The 17,148-nt window shown below is 50.5% G+C and carries 12 protein-coding genes; 5 read left to right on the top strand and 7 right to left on the bottom strand.

Annotated elements, in window-relative coordinates; translation table 11 throughout:
* Positions 1-106 precede the first annotated feature (106 nt).
* Complete coding sequence (locus tag ACFE8Q_RS25255) at positions 107-1,015, top strand: mechanosensitive ion channel family protein (protein ID WP_375448229.1); 909 nt, start codon at positions 107-109, stop codon at positions 1,013-1,015.
* Positions 1,016-1,036: 21 nt separating this feature from the next.
* Here the strand turns inward: ACFE8Q_RS25255 and ACFE8Q_RS25250 are convergent, their stop codons facing one another.
* From ACFE8Q_RS25250 to ACFE8Q_RS25240, 3 genes are all read right to left on the bottom strand, one after another.
* Positions 1,037-1,612 (bottom strand): Maf family protein, encoded by a 576-nt coding sequence (locus ACFE8Q_RS25250; RefSeq protein ID WP_375448228.1) that lies wholly within the window; start codon positions 1,610-1,612, stop codon positions 1,037-1,039.
* 70 nt (positions 1,613-1,682) lie between these two features.
* A complete protein-coding gene (locus ACFE8Q_RS25245; protein ID WP_375448227.1) occupies positions 1,683-4,238 on the bottom strand; it encodes a DUF5686 family protein in 2,556 nt (851 codons plus the stop codon).
* Positions 4,239-4,805: 567 nt separating this feature from the next.
* Positions 4,806-5,216, bottom strand: a complete 411-nt coding sequence (locus tag ACFE8Q_RS25240) for a DUF2147 domain-containing protein (protein WP_375448226.1) — start codon at positions 5,214-5,216, stop codon at positions 4,806-4,808.
* 791 nt (positions 5,217-6,007) lie between these two features.
* Between ACFE8Q_RS25240 and ACFE8Q_RS25235 the strand changes: the two genes are divergently transcribed.
* On the top strand, positions 6,008-6,880 hold the full coding sequence (locus ACFE8Q_RS25235; protein ID WP_375448225.1) for a lysophospholipid acyltransferase family protein: 873 nt from the start codon (positions 6,008-6,010) through the stop codon (positions 6,878-6,880).
* A gap of 42 nt (positions 6,881-6,922) precedes the next feature.
* Here the strand turns inward: ACFE8Q_RS25235 and ACFE8Q_RS25230 are convergent, their stop codons facing one another.
* Both ACFE8Q_RS25230 and ACFE8Q_RS25225 read right to left on the bottom strand, forming a co-directional pair.
* Positions 6,923-8,629 carry a GMC oxidoreductase gene (locus tag ACFE8Q_RS25230; RefSeq protein ID WP_375448224.1) on the bottom strand — a complete coding sequence of 569 codons (1,707 nt, stop codon included), beginning with the start codon at positions 8,627-8,629 and terminating at the stop codon, positions 6,923-6,925.
* Between the two features lie 143 nt (positions 8,630-8,772).
* On the bottom strand, positions 8,773-9,513 hold the full coding sequence (locus ACFE8Q_RS25225) for an SDR family NAD(P)-dependent oxidoreductase (protein ID WP_375448223.1): 741 nt from the start codon (positions 9,511-9,513) through the stop codon (positions 8,773-8,775).
* A gap of 101 nt (positions 9,514-9,614) precedes the next feature.
* Between ACFE8Q_RS25225 and ACFE8Q_RS25220 the strand changes: the two genes are divergently transcribed.
* A complete protein-coding gene (locus ACFE8Q_RS25220) occupies positions 9,615-10,025 on the top strand; it encodes a GNAT family N-acetyltransferase (RefSeq protein ID WP_375448222.1) in 411 nt (136 codons plus the stop codon).
* Here the strand turns inward: ACFE8Q_RS25220 and pheA are convergent.
* Positions 10,007-11,080, bottom strand: a complete 1,074-nt coding sequence (gene pheA, locus ACFE8Q_RS25215) for a prephenate dehydratase (protein WP_375448221.1) — start codon at positions 11,078-11,080, stop codon at positions 10,007-10,009. The genes ACFE8Q_RS25220 and pheA overlap by 19 nt on opposite strands.
* Positions 11,081-11,184: 104 nt before the next feature.
* On the bottom strand, positions 11,185-13,077 hold the full coding sequence (locus ACFE8Q_RS25210) for a DNA topoisomerase IV subunit B (protein ID WP_375448220.1): 1,893 nt from the start codon (positions 13,075-13,077) through the stop codon (positions 11,185-11,187).
* A 255-nt stretch (positions 13,078-13,332) separates the two neighbouring features.
* Between ACFE8Q_RS25210 and ACFE8Q_RS25205 the strand changes: the two genes are divergently transcribed.
* Entirely contained in the window at positions 13,333-16,038 is a 2,706-nt protein-coding gene (locus ACFE8Q_RS25205) for an SLBB domain-containing protein (RefSeq protein WP_375448219.1), read from the top strand.
* 8 nt (positions 16,039-16,046) lie between these two features.
* Positions 16,047-17,147: a hypothetical protein gene (locus ACFE8Q_RS25200; RefSeq protein WP_375448218.1), complete on the top strand. Its 1,101-nt coding sequence runs from the start codon at positions 16,047-16,049 to the stop codon at positions 17,145-17,147.
* The last annotated feature ends 1 nt before the right edge of the window (position 17,148 follow it).

The following is a 17,148-nucleotide window of genomic DNA, read 5'->3' as shown; positions in this document are numbered from 1 at the left end:
TCTTTCTGGCAAACCCTATCAGAAAACAGCCCATCCATTGCGGGCCAGTCAGGCAGAAAATAGGCAAAACCGGGCTGATTGAGGGCGTTCTTCCGACCTTTGCCGGATGGACTTTTCAAAAATAATCTCGCTACTCTCCACCGAACTGATCGGCTGGGCGCGTTATGGCGTTCGGCTCGTTCCCAGATTGGCGCTGGCCCTGATAATCCTGCTTGTGGCCGTTGTTGTGGCCCGCTGGATCAGCCGCTGGGTACGTGCCGGCCTGAATCGGGTAAGTACGAATCAATCGCTTGCCTCTCTTACCGGATCGGTTGTTCGGGTTGTGGTTGTGGCCTTGGGTATATTTATGGCCCTGGGTATTCTGGGGCTCGAAAAAACGGTGACGTCCCTGCTGGCTGGTGCGGGGGTGATTGCACTGGCTGTGGGCTTCGCCTTCCAGGATTTAACGGCCAACTTTATTTCAGGGACTATGATAGCCCTGGCCCGGCCTATTCAGGTTGGTGATACCATCGAAACAAATGGCTTTACCGGCAAAGTGCTTTACGTACGAATCCGCTCTGTTGTGCTGGACAACGGGCAGGGGCAAACCGTAGAAATTCCCAGCAAAGACGTTTTCCAGAAGCCGATCATCAACCACTCTAAAAACGGTTTACGGCGAATCGAAATCACATCGGGTGTATCTTACATCGATGATCTGGCCAAGGCAAAGCGCGTGGCGCAGGAAGCCGTTCGAGTCCTGCCGTTCATTGCAAAAGGCCAGCCGGTTGATCTGCATTACCGGGCTTTTGGCGACAATAACATTCAGTTTATGCTCTGGTTCTGGGTCGACCCATTGAAGACAAATCCGGCGGCGGCACAAAGCGAGGCCATGATGGCGATTCATACCGCATTTAATCGCAACCAGATTCTGATGGTCTTTGCTGGTCACACGTTTGACCTTAGGCAAAAGCTGTTCAGTGCAGTGGATAGCAAGGAGCGAACTTTTACAGGTACGTTGCCTGAGCCAAACCTATAAGGTTTCAAAAACCTGATAGGTTTATGACCGGAATGGCAGCAAGGCCTGATACACGCGGTGCGTTGGTAAGCCCATTACCGTGTAAAAAGACCCTTCAAGCCGGTGAACGCCCACCAGCCCGATAAAATCCTGCGCGCCATAGGCCCCCGCTTTATCGAAGGGTTTGCAGATACGAATGTAATAGTCGATCTCTTCGTCAGTAAGGTCAGCGAAGTAGACGATGGCTTCATCCGTAAAGGAGTTTATACCATTAGGAGTTAACAGGCAAACGCCGGTACGTACCCGGTGAGCCCGACCGCTTAAACTGCGTAGCATACGGTGCGCATCGGCCGCATCGACGGGCTTGTTCAGGATCTGGTTGTCCAGAATCACCACTGTATCGGCGCAGAGAATCAGGCGTTGCCCACTATCAGCGGTAAATTCAGCCGCCTTCTGGCGAGCCAGAAACTCGGCGACCTCGTCGACGGGCATATCGGTGGGGAAAGCCTCATCGGTGGGGCGGGTTTCGATCGTGAAAGTAAAGCCAGCATCGGCCAATAGTTGCCGACGCCGAGGCGAACCCGACGCCAGGACTAATGGGTATTTTAATGGGAACATACCTATGAAAATGGAATTTAGCTTCTGATATAACACGGACTTTAGTCGGGGACGCCTAGTCCGTGTTATATCAGAAGCTAAATTCCATACCGCCTTTGATAACAAACGGGTCGACGCCTGGCCCAAGATAATTGAGGCGGTGAACAACCTGAATGCGGAATATTTTGAAAATATTGCTGATGCCGTACCCTGCTTCGATATAAGGAATGTTGGGGTCGAGCGAGCCGAATACGGTAGGGCGCACGCCGGGACGTACATCCTGCGGTGCGTCGACCCGGCGGTTTGGCTCCCGGCGGCTGCCCCATAGTATGTCGGTATTGGCCCACAACCGCCAGTTAAGCTTTTTGATCAATGGAATCCGGTTGAAGATAAAGCCGTCGAAGCCGTGCTGCCAGTGGAGGGTTGCGAACTGATCGCTCACAAACTCGTAGAACTGCATGCGGTTGAACGTGTTTGGCGCAAAGAAGAACGTGGGATTACCCGTATGCGTAAACAGCAGTGGAGCAGGAAGCCGCGATGGCGTGTAGCCCGCCTGCAACACGTATGACGAACGGCCCAGTTTACCGAACTTCAACGTCTGGAATGCCCGCAGTGAATACCGGTCGTAGCTAAAATCGCCGCCAAATGCCCGGTGTCCGCGTGTGTACTTCAGCCAGATAACCGGGGTACGTTTGGTGGCAATTGGAATCCGTTCGTTTCCGTCCATGATGTACGTTTCTTTCCGGGCCAGCCGCGCTTCAACCGACCAGTATGAGTCGTTGAAATCGGGGCGGGTAGGCGAATTGTTATCCAGGTCAGGCTGAGTGCGGTAGTGGAACGGGAAGGTCGGCATAAACGTCCGATCGCCGATGGCAACGGTAAACATCGCCCCTTTCAGCGGTTCTGTACGGAAATAGATTTCCTGGCTATTGCTGTAATAGCCGCCCCGATATTGGCCAAAACGGCTGAAAGCATAGAACACTTTGTTGCCGTTGATCAGCTCCGGGGTGAAGCCCAGTCGTTCCAGATCGTAGGCCACTTTAGCGCCGATGATCGTCCATTTCCGTCGCGACAGGATATAGTCATATTCCAGTCCGCCCTTAAACCGGGCGTCGCCGGTTCCGTAGGCGGCATAGGCTCGCAGCACCATCGACTTACTGAAATTTCCATTGGTCCGGAAGCCCCCGCGCAAGCGAAGCCCCTCGATATTATTGACCGCTAGTGCATAAGGATACGGCCCCCAGTCGATAGGGCCACGGCGATACCAGCCCGTTGTGGCTATTCGGGTCAGAATTTCTGTGGTGCGTACCAGGGGCACAGCCCGCAGGGTATCGATCAATTCCTGCACTTTGCGGTCAGCCACGCTGAGCGAATCTCCCGCGCCCAGATTCTTCCGAACGTTGGCCCAGTACATTTCTTCGGCGATGGCATCTTCTTTAGCGTCGCCTTCCAGTTCCTCAATTGGTACAGTATTGGTTTTGGCGGTATCGGCCACCGACACGGTTCGGTCGTAGAAGCTTAGAGGTTTGGGTTTATTGAGTACAAATCCCCCATTCCGCGTTACCTGCTGGGCCATTGCGCCAATCGAATTTTTGCCGATGCCGTATAATTCAGCGGTAGTACGCATGGCCACGGGCATCCAGCCAATTTTATTACCTGCCGAATCCAGAGCGGGCTCAAGTTCCTGCTCGATTTCCAGCCGACGCACGTAATTAAGGTTTGCCTCTGCGCCCACCTTGGCCTCAAGCATGGTGAGGGCAAACGTGGTTGTATCGATCCACATTTTACCGGTAAACAGCAGGTCCTGTTTGTTCTTGGGGTCGAATTGAATTTCGTAGCAAACGAAGTTGCCAATTTTGGTTGTATCGGCCAGATACATCGAGTACCACCCTTTCCAGTCGGCGCCAACCGGCGAGGCAAAATCCTTGCCCAGCACGCGGATGTAGTTCTGATAAAAATTATAGCTAAGCGCATTTCCTCCCACAAACTGCGAGATGATTTCCGGCTCAACAACATCCATTCCTTTCAGGCGGGTCTTCAGAATATCCTCGTGCCGCCGTTCGGGTGATTCGCGGTAATAATACTTGCTAACCGACTCGGTCATCATCAGCGGCATCATTTTGCGCCCCAGATCGTCGGTCACGGAGTCTTTCTTGTCCATGGCCGCCAACACTTTTTTGATGAGCGGATTACTACGCAGCTTATCCGAGATGTGCGTCAGCGAAATGCTGGTTTTAGCGTAGCTGTCGTATTCGTAGGCTCGAATACGGCTTCTGTCATTCTTGTCTAGATTCTTGCGAACATTACGCAGAATCCCCCAGGCTGGGTTTTCGCCCGCCCGCACCACCACTTCCTGCAAGACTCTGCCGGCGGGGGGTAACTTCAACAAAAGTTGTTGAACGAGTTTGTTTTTGTCGATCCCAAATCGCTTCACGCCGAAGCCCATCGAACTGACATAGATTGAATCAGTTAACCGGGTTGTTTTCAGCGTGAAAAGGCCGTTCTCGTCCGAAGTAACGCCTGCATTACGACCCACCAGTGCAATGCTGGCAAACGGCACGCCTACTCCTGAACGGGCATCAACGACCGTACCGCTTAGCACATACGTTGGCGTCTGGGCTAGTACAGAAGTACCTGTAATAGACACAAACAGCAAGAGTAAGCATGAAATCCTTAACTTAGTAAAGTACAATTTGGACATGTGCGTTTTAAATGCTTATGCTAATATACGGTAGGGCAACAAGTAGCGATGAGTACAATTAGTTAAAACGGCAGATTTCGAGTTTCAATTGAGTAAACGACAACCTGAACGGAGTAGCTACTAAGCACTTTACGCAGAGTAAGTTCATTAAAATCAATTGACCAAATTACTACTAGTTACATACATTCGCATCATTAAATTTTTTAAATAGTTTAGTTGTTATTTACTCTTATCTTGAAAAGAAAAAAGACCACCCTCACGAGTAGTCTTTTCCGATGGCAGTAAATCAATTAATTGCCTTATATAAATACCTGATATTGGATGGTTAGTTGACCTAATCTACCCGCTGGAACAAGTTTATTGTTGTTAAACGCTGATTAGTAATAAGGTCGGTTCTGTTAGTCAAGCGTAAACGTATCATTGTGTCCTTTTACCAGGTAATTTATACCTACGTTATATGCACTCAGAGTTCGGCTAGCCAGTTTAAGGAAGCCTAAATAAGGTCAAAGCAACTTAGCTAGCTGGCTGACGGGTCAATACCAGCTCTTTACTAATGAACCGGACGCCTTTATAGACAGTAGCCACAAGAGTATTGGCGTTTGTCATCTTCATCTCCACATCGAACTTAGAGCCCGACGATGGATGAATCATGGTTCCACCTTTCCACTCGTTATCTGAATAAGAGAGATTTGTTAATACAACCCGGTTATTGATATCACCATAGCTGCTGGCGCAACTTGCACTGATGGCCGCCATACGACCATAGTACCGGCCGTTCTCCCGGTAGATCTCCACACATGTTTGTTTCTTCGGAAATAGCCATCGGCCCAAAATCCGATCGGCACTGGCGTCTGTCGACTGACCAGCGGTTGTAACGACTAAACAAAGGAGGAGGCCGAGGCCCAGTTTAGTGATAAGAAGCATGAGAACGGGTTTGTTGTATACTGACACTTAAACAGCTAACGAAAATACATAGTTTCGTTGAAATCATAATAAAGTCTACGATTATTATAGATTTAATCCCATTAAAATTTGAGGACACAAAAAAGCCGTCGGAGAAACTCCGCCGGCTTTCCGCTTCTATCCACACCATTACAGAGTAGGTACATCGCTGCACCTGACTCTGATGTTCAACCTTCCCTTTGTAAAGGATCTATATACATCGGCAAATGCGTTTAAGAACTTGCCTACAAGTATGACAATTGCACGTGAGCGGCCTGTATTGAGACCAGGAAGCTTAAATTAAATGACTGACGAGGTACTAGTACTAAAGCACTTTATTAGTCTTCTATTCTACTGGATTAACGCAAACCTCCCTTTAAAAATTGCACTATCTATTTATCTGGCCCTCATACGGCACATAAAGAGAATCAAAAAAAAGTACAGAACAAACTGATACGAGTAAACGGTAAATAATTGCTAAAAACCATACTGTTAAGTAACCAAATATATATTTCCATTAAAAAAAGCTACTCAGGAATCCTGAATAGCTTTCCGACTATATCCACACCATTTAAGACTGACAAATTCATATACGTATTGTCAGGCTCAGCTTTTAAAGAAAAGCAAGCAAAAGTATTTTGTCACGCTTAGTAAAAGGAATAAAAAAATTAAAAAAGTATTAAATTTTATAACTCCTATCCAATGGTAAGTATGAAACCAGCTACCAGGGCGATCATATACACTAGCGGGCATACTACCTATCTTTGCCAATCATGATAGTACTGAACCTAATTGCCCGCCTGCCTTTCTTTGTCCTTTACCGCCTGTCTGATTGTCTGTTTATAGTAACAGCTTATATCATCCGTTATCGAAGGCAAGTTGTTCTTGACAATCTCCGACATGCTTTTCCAGATGAGTCGGACACCTATATACGTCAGTTGGCTCGTGGATTTTATCGAAACTTCTGCGATCTGATTGTCGAGACCATTAAGCTTCCCCGGATGACAGCCGATGACATGCGAAAAAGGGTAACGGTTATCAATGGTGAACAGGTACGTCATTACCTCAGTCAGGGACAAACCTTACTGGGCGCTGCGGGGCATCAATGCAACTGGGAATGGGTTCCGGGAGCCACGCTGGTCAACGGTATTGCCGTCGACTCTGTTTACAAGCCGCTCCATAACCCTTCTTCTGAACGCGTGATGCAGCAGATTCGCAGCCAGTTTGGGGCCTACCTGATTCCGATGAATCGCCTCCCCCGCGAAATGGTGAAACGTAGATACATTCCGAGAATTATTGCCCTGGTGGCTGACCAGATGCCCAACATACCTGAAGCGGCCTACTGGACCAATTTCTTCAATCGTGATACGCCCTTTTTCCCCGGTACAGAGCGGCTTGCCCGCAGCCAGCAGCTTCCCGTATTTTACCTTGATTTGATTCGAAACCGACGGGGATACTATACGGCCACGTTTATTTTGCTGGCGGCTCCACCGTATGTCGATTTACCATACGGTGAGATTCTGAACCGATACCGTGACCAGCTTACAGAGACGATCCTCAAGCAACCGTCAAATTGGCTTTGGTCGCATAAGCGGTGGAAACACCATCGCGAAGAATATCCGAAAATTAACACGAAACTGGAATGAGTATCAGATCGCTCTGATACTCATTCCAATAGGTGGTTTGGTCTACAGATTTTTCCGCTTCATCTCGGCTACGGCATAGGCGGCAGCGCGCGCCGTGAGTGCCATAAAGGTGATAGACGGGTTTTGGGTGCCCGTGCTTGTCATGGCCGCACCATCGGTGACAAACACGTTTTTGGCACCGTGCAGTTGGTTATGGGCGTTTAGCAACGATGTTTTAGGGTCTTTTCCCATTCTCACGCCACCCATTTCATGAATGTCGAGACCTGGGTTGCGTTTATCATCGTACGGTCGAATATTGACGTGACCCGACTTTTCGAGCATGTGCGCGCCCTGTTCGAGAAAGTCACGGATCATCTTCTCGTCATTATCCGTGTAGCCAATCGAGGTCACCAGTTGAGGAATACCCCATTGATCTTTCTGGTCGGAACTTAGCCGTACATGATTTTCGTAGCGCGGCACTGTTTCTCCCTGCATCATCATATACGTATGCCAGGGGCCGGGCTTGGTTCTGTTTTCTTTAAACTCAGCGCCGAAGGTGGCTGTGCCTTCCACACCCATGCTACGGGCGGCGCTAAAGGCCACCATATAGCCTCGCAAAAAATCAGTTTCCTGCTTATGCACATTTCGGAAATTGGGCATAAACGCGGTGGTGGGTCGACGACCATAATAATACCCGTCGGGAAACCCATCGTATGTAGCATTCAGCGAACCCCGGTAATTATGGAAGGCAACGTACCTACCCAGCAACCCGCTATCATTGCCAAGCCCATTGGGGAAACGGCCTGATGTAGAGTTCAGCAGGACCAGGTTCGTGTTTAGAGCGGCTGCATTCACGAAAATGATACGGGCAAAATACTCGGTTACCTGCTTCGTATTCGTATCGACAACCCGAACGCCGGTCGCCTTCCCTTTTTTGTCGTCGTAAATGATCGACTCAACAACCGAGAAAGGGCGAAGGGTCAGCTTACCCGTTTTTGCCGCCCACGGGAGCGTGGACGAGTTACTGCTGAAGTAACCACCATACGGGCACCCGCGATAGCATAAATGTCGCGCCTGGCACTGCGCCCGGCCCTGATCATAATGAATCTGCTTCGGCTCGGTCAGGTGCGCACACCGACCAATGATCACGTACCTGTCTTTATACAGACCGGCCACCGTTTTCTGCACTTCTTTTTCCACGCAATTCAATTCCCAGGGCTTCAGAAATTCACCATCAGGCAGCGTATCCAATCCGTCTTTATTACCTGAAATGCCTGCAAAACGCTCAACGTGGCTGTACCACGGAGCGATCTCATCGTAGCGAATGGGCCAGTCGATACCAGCTCCATCACGGGCATTGGCTTCAAAATCGTACTTGCTCCACCGTTGCGTTTGTCGCGCCCAGATCAGCGACTTCCCGCCAACCTGATAGCCCTTTATCCAGTCGAACGGCTTTTCCTGAACGTATGGATGCTCATTGTCTTTCACGAAAAAGTGCTGCGTTCCTTCATCTAAAGCGTAGCATTTGGTGGCGATTGGGTTCTGCTCATCAAACGCCAGCGGCATTCGATTGCGATGGGCAAAATCCCAGGGATTATTCATGGCCGTGGGGTAATCCTCGATATGTTTCACATCACGTCCCCGTTCCAGCACGAGTGTACGCAGGCCTTTGCCCGTTAGCTCTTTGGCCGCCCAACCGCCACTAATTCCCGAACCGATGACGATCGCATCGTATGTGTGCTGCTCTTTCCCCGGCCCGTTGATAGTCATGGTTTAACGTTTGATGTTTAAAGTTCAAGGTTTAACGATTAACGTCCAAATTTACGCTACCTGTTTATAAGCCTATGCCACCCAGCGTAACGTTGACCATTGAACGTTGGACATGGGACGTTAGACACTGCTCTTGTCCTGACTCACTTTCTGTGGATCGTTGTGGCTGCGGCCTGAGCAGCGGCCAGAATCGTGATATCGGCAATCGTTACGTGGGCTGGGGCTGATACAGCATACGCGATCGTATCGGCAATATCGACGGCCTGAAGCGCGTCGAAACCAGCGTATACCTGCGCAGCTCGGGCGGTATCTCCCTTGAAGCGAACCGTCGAAAAGTCGGTTTCTACGGCACCAGGGGCGATGTTGGTCACTTTAATACCGTGCTGAGTTAGGTCAAGACGCATGCCCGTACTGATGGCCTCAACGGCGGCCTTACTCGCACAATAGATGGCTCCATTGGCATAGGTCTGCTTACCGGCAATGCTGCTCATGTTGACGATATGCCCCCGCTGGCGGGCTACCATACCCGGCACTACTGCCTTCGACACATACAATAGCCCCTGCACATTGCCGTCAATCATAGCATCCCAGTCAGCAATTTCGCCATCCTGAAAAGACGACATCCCGTAGGCGTTACCCGCATTGTTTACCAGCACATCAATTGACTGCCAGGCTTCGGGCAGCGAGCTAATGGCCAATGCAACGGCCTCATTGTTACGCACGTCGAAGGTCAGCGTATGGGTTTCGACCGGCAGTTGCGCGGCTAGTTCGTCCAGCTTTTCCTGACGGCGACCACACAAAATGAGTTGATAATTGAGTTTAGCAAGCGCCTCGGCAGTAGCCCAGCCAATGCCCGACGATGCGCCGGTGATTAAAGCAATCATGTGATGAGTTTTATGGTTACCGTTTTCAATCAAACTGCCCGGCCATTTTTTAGTTGGGCCAGTTAACCGTACTTGCCAATGAATATATACGTACCTGAGTCATGTCTGCCCGAATTTGTCCCATTACCGCCCCCGATACCTATCCGCTTCGCCACTCGGTGCTCTGGCCCGATAAACCCCTCGACTATGTACGGATCGACGACGATGAACAGGGACATCACTACGGAACGTACCTGGACAGTGAACTGGTGGCCGTTATATCGCTCTTCGTAGACGGCGGCTCGGCCCGTTTTCGTAAGTTCGCCACTCGGCCTGATCAACAAAACAAGGGGCTGGGTACGTCCTTACTCCACCATGTTTTTGCCGAGGCCCGTCGACTGGGTGCCCGCACAATCTGCTGCGACGCCCGCATAAGCGCGGCAGCTTTTTATCAACGTTTTGGCATGCAACGGACCGGCGCTATTTTTTACAAAGGACTTATTCCTTACCAACGCTACGAAACCCGGATATAACTACCAAGGCATTTCAGATCCGACGAGTGGTTGGTCAATATTTCCTGCAACGCCGGTTCCTGAGCATGTCCTTCACATTCCAGCAAAAACCAGTATTGGAAAGTAGCTCCGTTGCGCAGTGGGCGGCTCTCGATCTTGGTGATGTTGATGTTACGCTCGTTGAATTCCTGCAAAAACGTGGCCAGTACCCCCGGCCGCATCGTTTCGGGCAGGCGGGCTATCAGGGTAGTTTTATCCTGGCCACTCGGCTGATTCTGGAAATTCTTGGCCAAAATCAGGAAGCGCGTGCGGTTCAAATCACTGTCTTCGATATTATCGAACAGCACCGGCACCCCGAAAAGCTTGGCCGCGATGTGTGAACAGATAGCGGCTGAATTGGGCTGTTGCGCCGCCAGTTTAGCCGCTTTCGAGGTCGATTCTACCGGAACAAGCTCAACTTTTAGCCCGTCGAAGGTGTCTTGCAAGAATTTGCTGCACTGCCTAAATGCAATGTCTTTCGAGTAAATATATTTTAGCTCCGACAGGTCTTCCGTTTGGGTGGCAAACGTGAAATGAACCGGAATCTGTGCTTCGGCAGCAATGCTGATTTCCCGTTCATTCAGCAGATCAATTGTCTCATTGACAACCCCTTCCTGATTGTTCTCTATCGGCACCACCCCAAACCGGGCCCGGCCCGTTTCAACACTTTCAAACACCGAACGAATCGTTGGCAGTGCTGTATACGCACTCAACGCCCCAAACCGACTCTCGGCACACTGATGGGTGAAGCTCCCCTCCGGCCCCAGGTACGCTACCCGTTCGGGCAGTTCCATGTTCCGCGCCACGGCGAATACTTCCAGAAAAATAGCTTCGATAGCCGCTTCATTCAGCGGTCCACTGTTTTGTGCAATCAGGCGGTCAATGATCTGGCGTTCGCGTTCGGGCCGGTAAATGATCGAGTTGGTTGAGCGTTTCAGTTCGCCCACATGCCGCACCAGGTCCATTCGCTGATTCAGCAAAGCCAGCACCTGATCGTCGAGGGCATCAATATTGTTACGGAGTGATTCGAGGGTCATGGCGCAAAATTAAGAATTAAGAAGGTGGAATTGAGAAGGAGGCTCTGCAAAGCACCAATTTGATTGCTTTGCAGAGCCTCCTTCTTAATTCCACCTTCTTAATTCTACACCAGCGCTACGTCTTCAACGTCTTTCTCGACCCGCAGGTTGTCGATGATGAAGCGTTGCCGGTCAGGGGTATTTTTTCCCATGTAGTAGCTGAGCAACTTAGGCACCGAGGCGTCTTTTTCCATGATTACCGGCTCCAGACGCATGTCTTCACCGATAAACAGGCCGAACTCGTCGGGTGAGATCTCGCCTAATCCTTTAAACCGGGTGATCTCGACTTTCTTGCCTCCTTTTGTGAGCTTGGCCGTTGCTTTTTGCTTCTCGTCTTCCGAATAGCAATAGGCCGTTTCCTTGTGATTCTTGGGGTTACGTACCCGGAATAAGGGTGTTTCCAGAATATACAGATGCCCGTTGCGAACCAGATCGGGGAAGAACTGGAGGAAAAACGTCAGCATCAGCAACCGGATGTGCATACCGTCTACGTCAGCGTCGGTGGCAATCACGATTCGGTTGTACCGGAGCGTATCAAGCCCTTCTTCAATATCCAGCGCGTGTTGCAGCAGGTTAAATTCCTCATTCTCATACACCACTTTTTTGGTCAGCCCAAAGCAGTTGAGCGGCTTTCCGCGTAAACTGAATACGGCCTGCGTCTGCACGTTGCGGCTTTTGGTGATCGATCCACTGGCCGAGTCGCCTTCAGTAATGAACAAGGTCGTATTAAGGCGATCGTCTGACTTTGGATCGGGCAGGTGAACCCGGCAGTCGCGTAGTTTTTTGTTATGAAGGCTGGCTTTTTTAGCCCGTTCGTTGGCCAGTTTCTTAATCCCCGCCAGCTCTTTGCGCTCCCGCTCCGACTGCTCGATCCGCCGTTTCAGGGCCTCTTTTACCGCTGGATTGTAGTGCAGGTAATTGTCGAGCCGGTCTTTTAAAAAATCCATCACGAATGAGCGCACCGACGGGGCACTATCATCTGGCGCCATATTGACTGAACCCAGCTTTGTCTTCGTCTGCGATTCGAATACAGGCTCCTGCACGCGAATGCTGATGGCAGCTACCACACTGGCGCGAATGTCGGCGGCATCGTAATCTTTATTGAAGTGATCACGGATTGTTTTTACGAAGGCCTCCTTCAGCGCGTTCTGGTGCGTTCCGCCCTGGGTCGTGTACTGGCCGTTGACGAACGAATGGTATTCTTCGCCGTACTGGCTTCCGTGGCTCACGGCCAGTTCGATGTCGTTGCCTTTCAGGTGAATGATGGGGTAGCGCAGGTCATCTTCTTTGTGTTTACTTCGCAACAGATCGAGCAACCCGTTTTGCGAGACGAATTTCTGGCCGTTAAAATTCATGACCAGACCCGCATTCAGGTAACAATAATTCCAGAGCATGTCTGACACGAACTGCCCCCGGTAATGGTAATTTTTGAAGATCGTATCATCGGGCTCAAACACCGACAGGGTACCATTGCGCTGATTGGTTACTTCTTCACCCTGCCGCATGAGTATGCCCCGCTCAAATTCGGCCCAAACGGTTTTTCCTTCCCGAAAAGACTGAATCCGGAAAAAGCCGGATAAGGCATTGACGGCTTTTGTACCGACGCCATTCAGCCCAACCGACTTCTGGAACGCCCCGGAATCATACTTGCCACCGGTATTTATTTTCGATACCACTTCAACGACTTTACCCAGCGGAATGCCCCGGCCATAGTCGCGCACTTCAATACGATGATCGGTCACTTTAATGTCGATGACCTTACCGTTTCCCATCACATGTTCATCGATGGAATTGTCGATTGTCTCTTTCAGGAGAACATAAATGCCATCATCTGCGGCGGCGCCATCGCCTAATTTACCTATGTACATACCCGGCCGCAAACGGATATGCTCCCGCCAGTCGAGTGAGCGGATACTGTCTTCGTTATACTGTACGGTCGGTTGTGTTTGTTCTGCCATAATGGACGAAATCGGGGGTGTTCTGCAAAAAACGGTCTGTGAACTGAAATACGGATGTCGACGAAAAATTAGAAAAATTATAACCAACCTACCAGGGGCGTCTAGCCTTCCACTTGCTAGAAAACTATTTAGAATCCGGCAAAAGTTCGTTTACTTTGCCCGCTGATTGTGCTGAAATATCATAAAAACAAGAAACGTCGTTAACCAATTACCATCCAGCTAACCTCTTTACCATGAGGTTGACATCTTAAAAATATGCAAAAATTGCCCAATTTCCAACATTCCCGGGTTTCTTTATTTGCCAGCCTTACCGACCAGTCTCTTCGTTCTACAACTCGCACAATCGCACTCCTCGGGTTATTTTTCGGAACGGTTACTACTGCTTCTGCGCAAATTGCGCCATCGACCGGTAGCGGCAGCGCACCCACCACAACAGGTCGCCCAGGTGCGGCATCGCCTTCGAGTTCGCAGGGAAACATTCAGTTACCGCCAGGCGTGCAGATTCCCGCTGGCGGCGTACGGCTACCTAATGGCTCCCAGCTTAATCAGAACGGTGTCATTCAAAACGGCACTGGTGGTCAGGTTCCGGGACGTACTACCCAACAGGGCCGCACTAATCAGCAGGGAGCTAATGTAAACCCGAACCAGGCCGCAGGGCAGGGTAACACCGGTCGGCAGCAGGCAGGCACCGGGCAAAACGGTACCGGGCAGAATGGCCAGGTGATGCTTGATGCAAATGGTCAGCCGATAGGAGACGTTCCACTAAACGCCAACGAAGAAGCCGAAGAGAAAACGGCCGACGTACTGAGCGATCAGGAAGCCCTCAGAGCCCAGGAGCGTGCTACCACCCGCCGTAAGTTGTTTGGCTATGAGCTTTTCAACAATCCGGCACTGGCCACCACGTTTCAGCCCAACCTCAACATTGCCACGCCAGTCAATTATGTACTGGGCACCAATGATCAGTTGGACATCAATATCTACGGGTATTCGCAGGATGCGATCAAGCAATCGATAACGCCGGAAGGAAACATCTACCTGCCCAGCGGTATCGGGCCTGTTCACGTATCAGGGCTAAGCATTGAGGCCGCGAAAGCCCGCATCAGTGAGCGATTATCCAAAATTTACGTCGGCCTGAAAAACAGTTCCTACGGCCCCAAAAACACGTACCTGGAAGTTACCCTCGGCAACATTCGTAGTATTCGGGTGTCGGTCCTTGGCGAAGCCGTAAAGCCAGGTACGTATACCGTTTCGTCGCTCTCTTCGGCGATGAACGTAATCTACCCATCGGGCGGGCCGAGCGATCTGGGCTCGTTCCGAAATATCCAGGTAATTCGGAATAATCGGGTTGTGGCAACAATCGACCTGTACGATTTGATGCTGACCGGCGTGTTACGGAATAACGTTCGCCTACAGGATAACGACAATATCAGAATTCCCGCTTTTATCTCGCACGTTGAGCTTCTGGGAACAACCCGCCGCAACAACATTTTCGAGATGCTGCCTGGCGAAACGATCGACAAACTGCTGTCATACGGCGGTGGATTTGCAGCCAATGCCTACAAAAACCGCGTTAAGGTAACTCGTCTGACCAACCGCGAACTGAAAGTGATCGACGTATTGGCCGATCAGTACAAATCGTTTGTTATGCAGGATGGTGATGTAGCGTCTGTCGAGCAGGTACTGAACCGGTACGAAAACCAGGTTACGATCAGCGGAGCCATTTACCGCCCCGGTGTATACTCGCTCGATCAGAACAAAACACTGAAAGAACTGGTAACCAGCGCCGAAGGGCCACGGGGCGAAGCCCTGATGGGCCGCGTAAACATTATTCGGACCCGCGAGGATATGACCACGGAGAACATTACGGTTGATCTGACTAAGATTCTGAACGGCACCGATGCTGATCTGCCACTTCAACGTGAAGACCAGATTATTCTGAACTCTAAGTTTGATCTGGCCGAATTCGGCGATATTACCATTCAGGGGGAAGTGAATAAACCTGGTGCTATTGGGTACGTATCGAACATGACACTCGAAGATGCCTTTGTTAAGGTGGGTGGCCTGCGCGAATCGGCGGCCGTATCGCAGGTGGAGGTTATCCGGCGGAAAAAAGATGTTGACCCAACCTCTACTACCGGACAAATTGCTGACGTATACCGGTTTAGCATCGACCGTAATCTGGAGTTAAGCAACGAAAGCAAATTCTTCCTGCAACCTTACGATCAGGTAATGGTCCGTAAGTCGCCTAATTACCAGATTCAGACATTTGCCACGGTAGAAGGTGAAGTTATTCTTCCCGGCCGGTATCCAATCAGGACGAAAGATCAGAAAGTGTCTGATCTGGTAACCGTGTCTGGTGGCCTCACCCCGCAAGCCTTTATTCGGGGAGCAACCCTGGTTCGCTCGGTGAAACTTAGCCCTGAAGAACTGGCCCAACGCCAGCGGTCTGTTGATGAACTGGCCAATGATGTGAACCGCAAAACAGCCGTTGAAATCGAAGACGTATCACCCGACAAGCAGGAATCCATTGGCATTGACCTTGAGCGTATTCTTTCTCGTCCAGGCTCGTCGGAAGATATTCTGCTCCAGGAAGGAGACATCTTACGCATTCCCAAGAAGTTGGAAACGGTTCGTATCCAGGGTGAAGTGTTGCTGCCAACGACGGTGAAGTATCGGCCCGGCCAGACATTTCAGGATTATATCTCACAGGCTGGCGGTTTCACCGAGCGGTCGCAGCGTAAGAAATCGTTTATCGTGTATGCCAACGGATCTGTCGACCGTACGCGCCGATTCATGTTCTTCAACGTTTATCCGCGTGTAGAGCCTGGTGCTGAGGTGATTATTCCTGTACAAAAAACCACGCCAACGACGCCGCAACAACTGCTGCAACAGTTTGGTGGCATTGCTTCGTCATTGCTGACGCTGATCACGACGGTTTTATTAATCACTCGCGTTAAGTAAATAGCCTCATGACTCCAACGAATCAAACCGGTAATCTGGCAGCCAATAACGCGTTGCCGCCCGATCAGCTTTCACCTAAAGAGGTAATCGCCCGGGCCAAAAATTTTCAGTACATCATCAAGCGTAACTGGATGTTGCTGGCTGGCATGATTGTCATCAGCGGTCTCATCGGTTACCTGATCGATGCGTCGTCGACGAAGAAGACGGTCTACGCAGCCAAAATCATCTTCAACCTGGGCGGTGGTAGCGGTAGCAGCCAGATGGCCGACTTAGGGGCATTGGCCAGTGCGTTCGGGCTTGGCCAGGCAGCCCCGGAAGCCAGTCTGTTTACGGGCGATAACTTCATGCTGTATAGCAAGTCGATTCCGGTTATTGAAAAAACACTGATGAAAACAGTGGTTGTCAATGATACGTCGTACCTACTGGTGAATTACTATATTCAGCATAGCGGCATCCTCGATAAAGAGTGGGAAGAAGATACCGCGCTTCAAAAGTTCAGGTTCAAACAGCCCACACTGCGGAAAGACTATAACAAGCTTCAGATTGCGGCTATGGCCGACATCAACGCCCGAATAAGCGACGAACTGTCGATCAAGCAGGTTGACCGCAAATCGTCATTCATGGCTTTGATAGCCTCGATGGAGAATGTGGACCTGGCCAAATCGTTCGTTGAAAACCACATCGTAACCATCGAAGACGATTACCGGCTGAAGCAGACGAAAAAGACAACCGAAATGGAGCGTTTTCTGTCTCATCGCGTCGATTCGCTCTACAGGCAGCTTAGCGGTACCGAAAATCAACTGGCTAGTTACCTGAACCAAAACCAGCAGGTGGTTGTAGCTGAAGGCCAGTTGAAGCAAAGCCGCCTTAGCCGTAGCTCTACGTTCCTGACTCAGCAGTACTACACGGCTGTTTCCAGCCTCGATAACCTGCGGTTGTCGCTCATTCGGGAGCAACCCCTGTTTACGATCATAGAACCCGTTACGCTTCCTTTATACGCGACCATTCCCGCTAAAATTGCCATGCAGGCAGGTTTCGCCATCGGTCTGGTATTGGGCATCGTCATTATTTTCATTCGGGAAACGTTGCGTAACATGGCGAAGAATTAAC

The organism is uncultured Fibrella sp. (assembly GCF_964250085.1).
GTDB lineage: Bacteria > Bacteroidota > Bacteroidia > Cytophagales > Spirosomataceae > Fibrella.
Note: the sequence above shows the minus strand (reverse complement) of the source record. Positions and strands in the feature narration are given on the sequence as shown.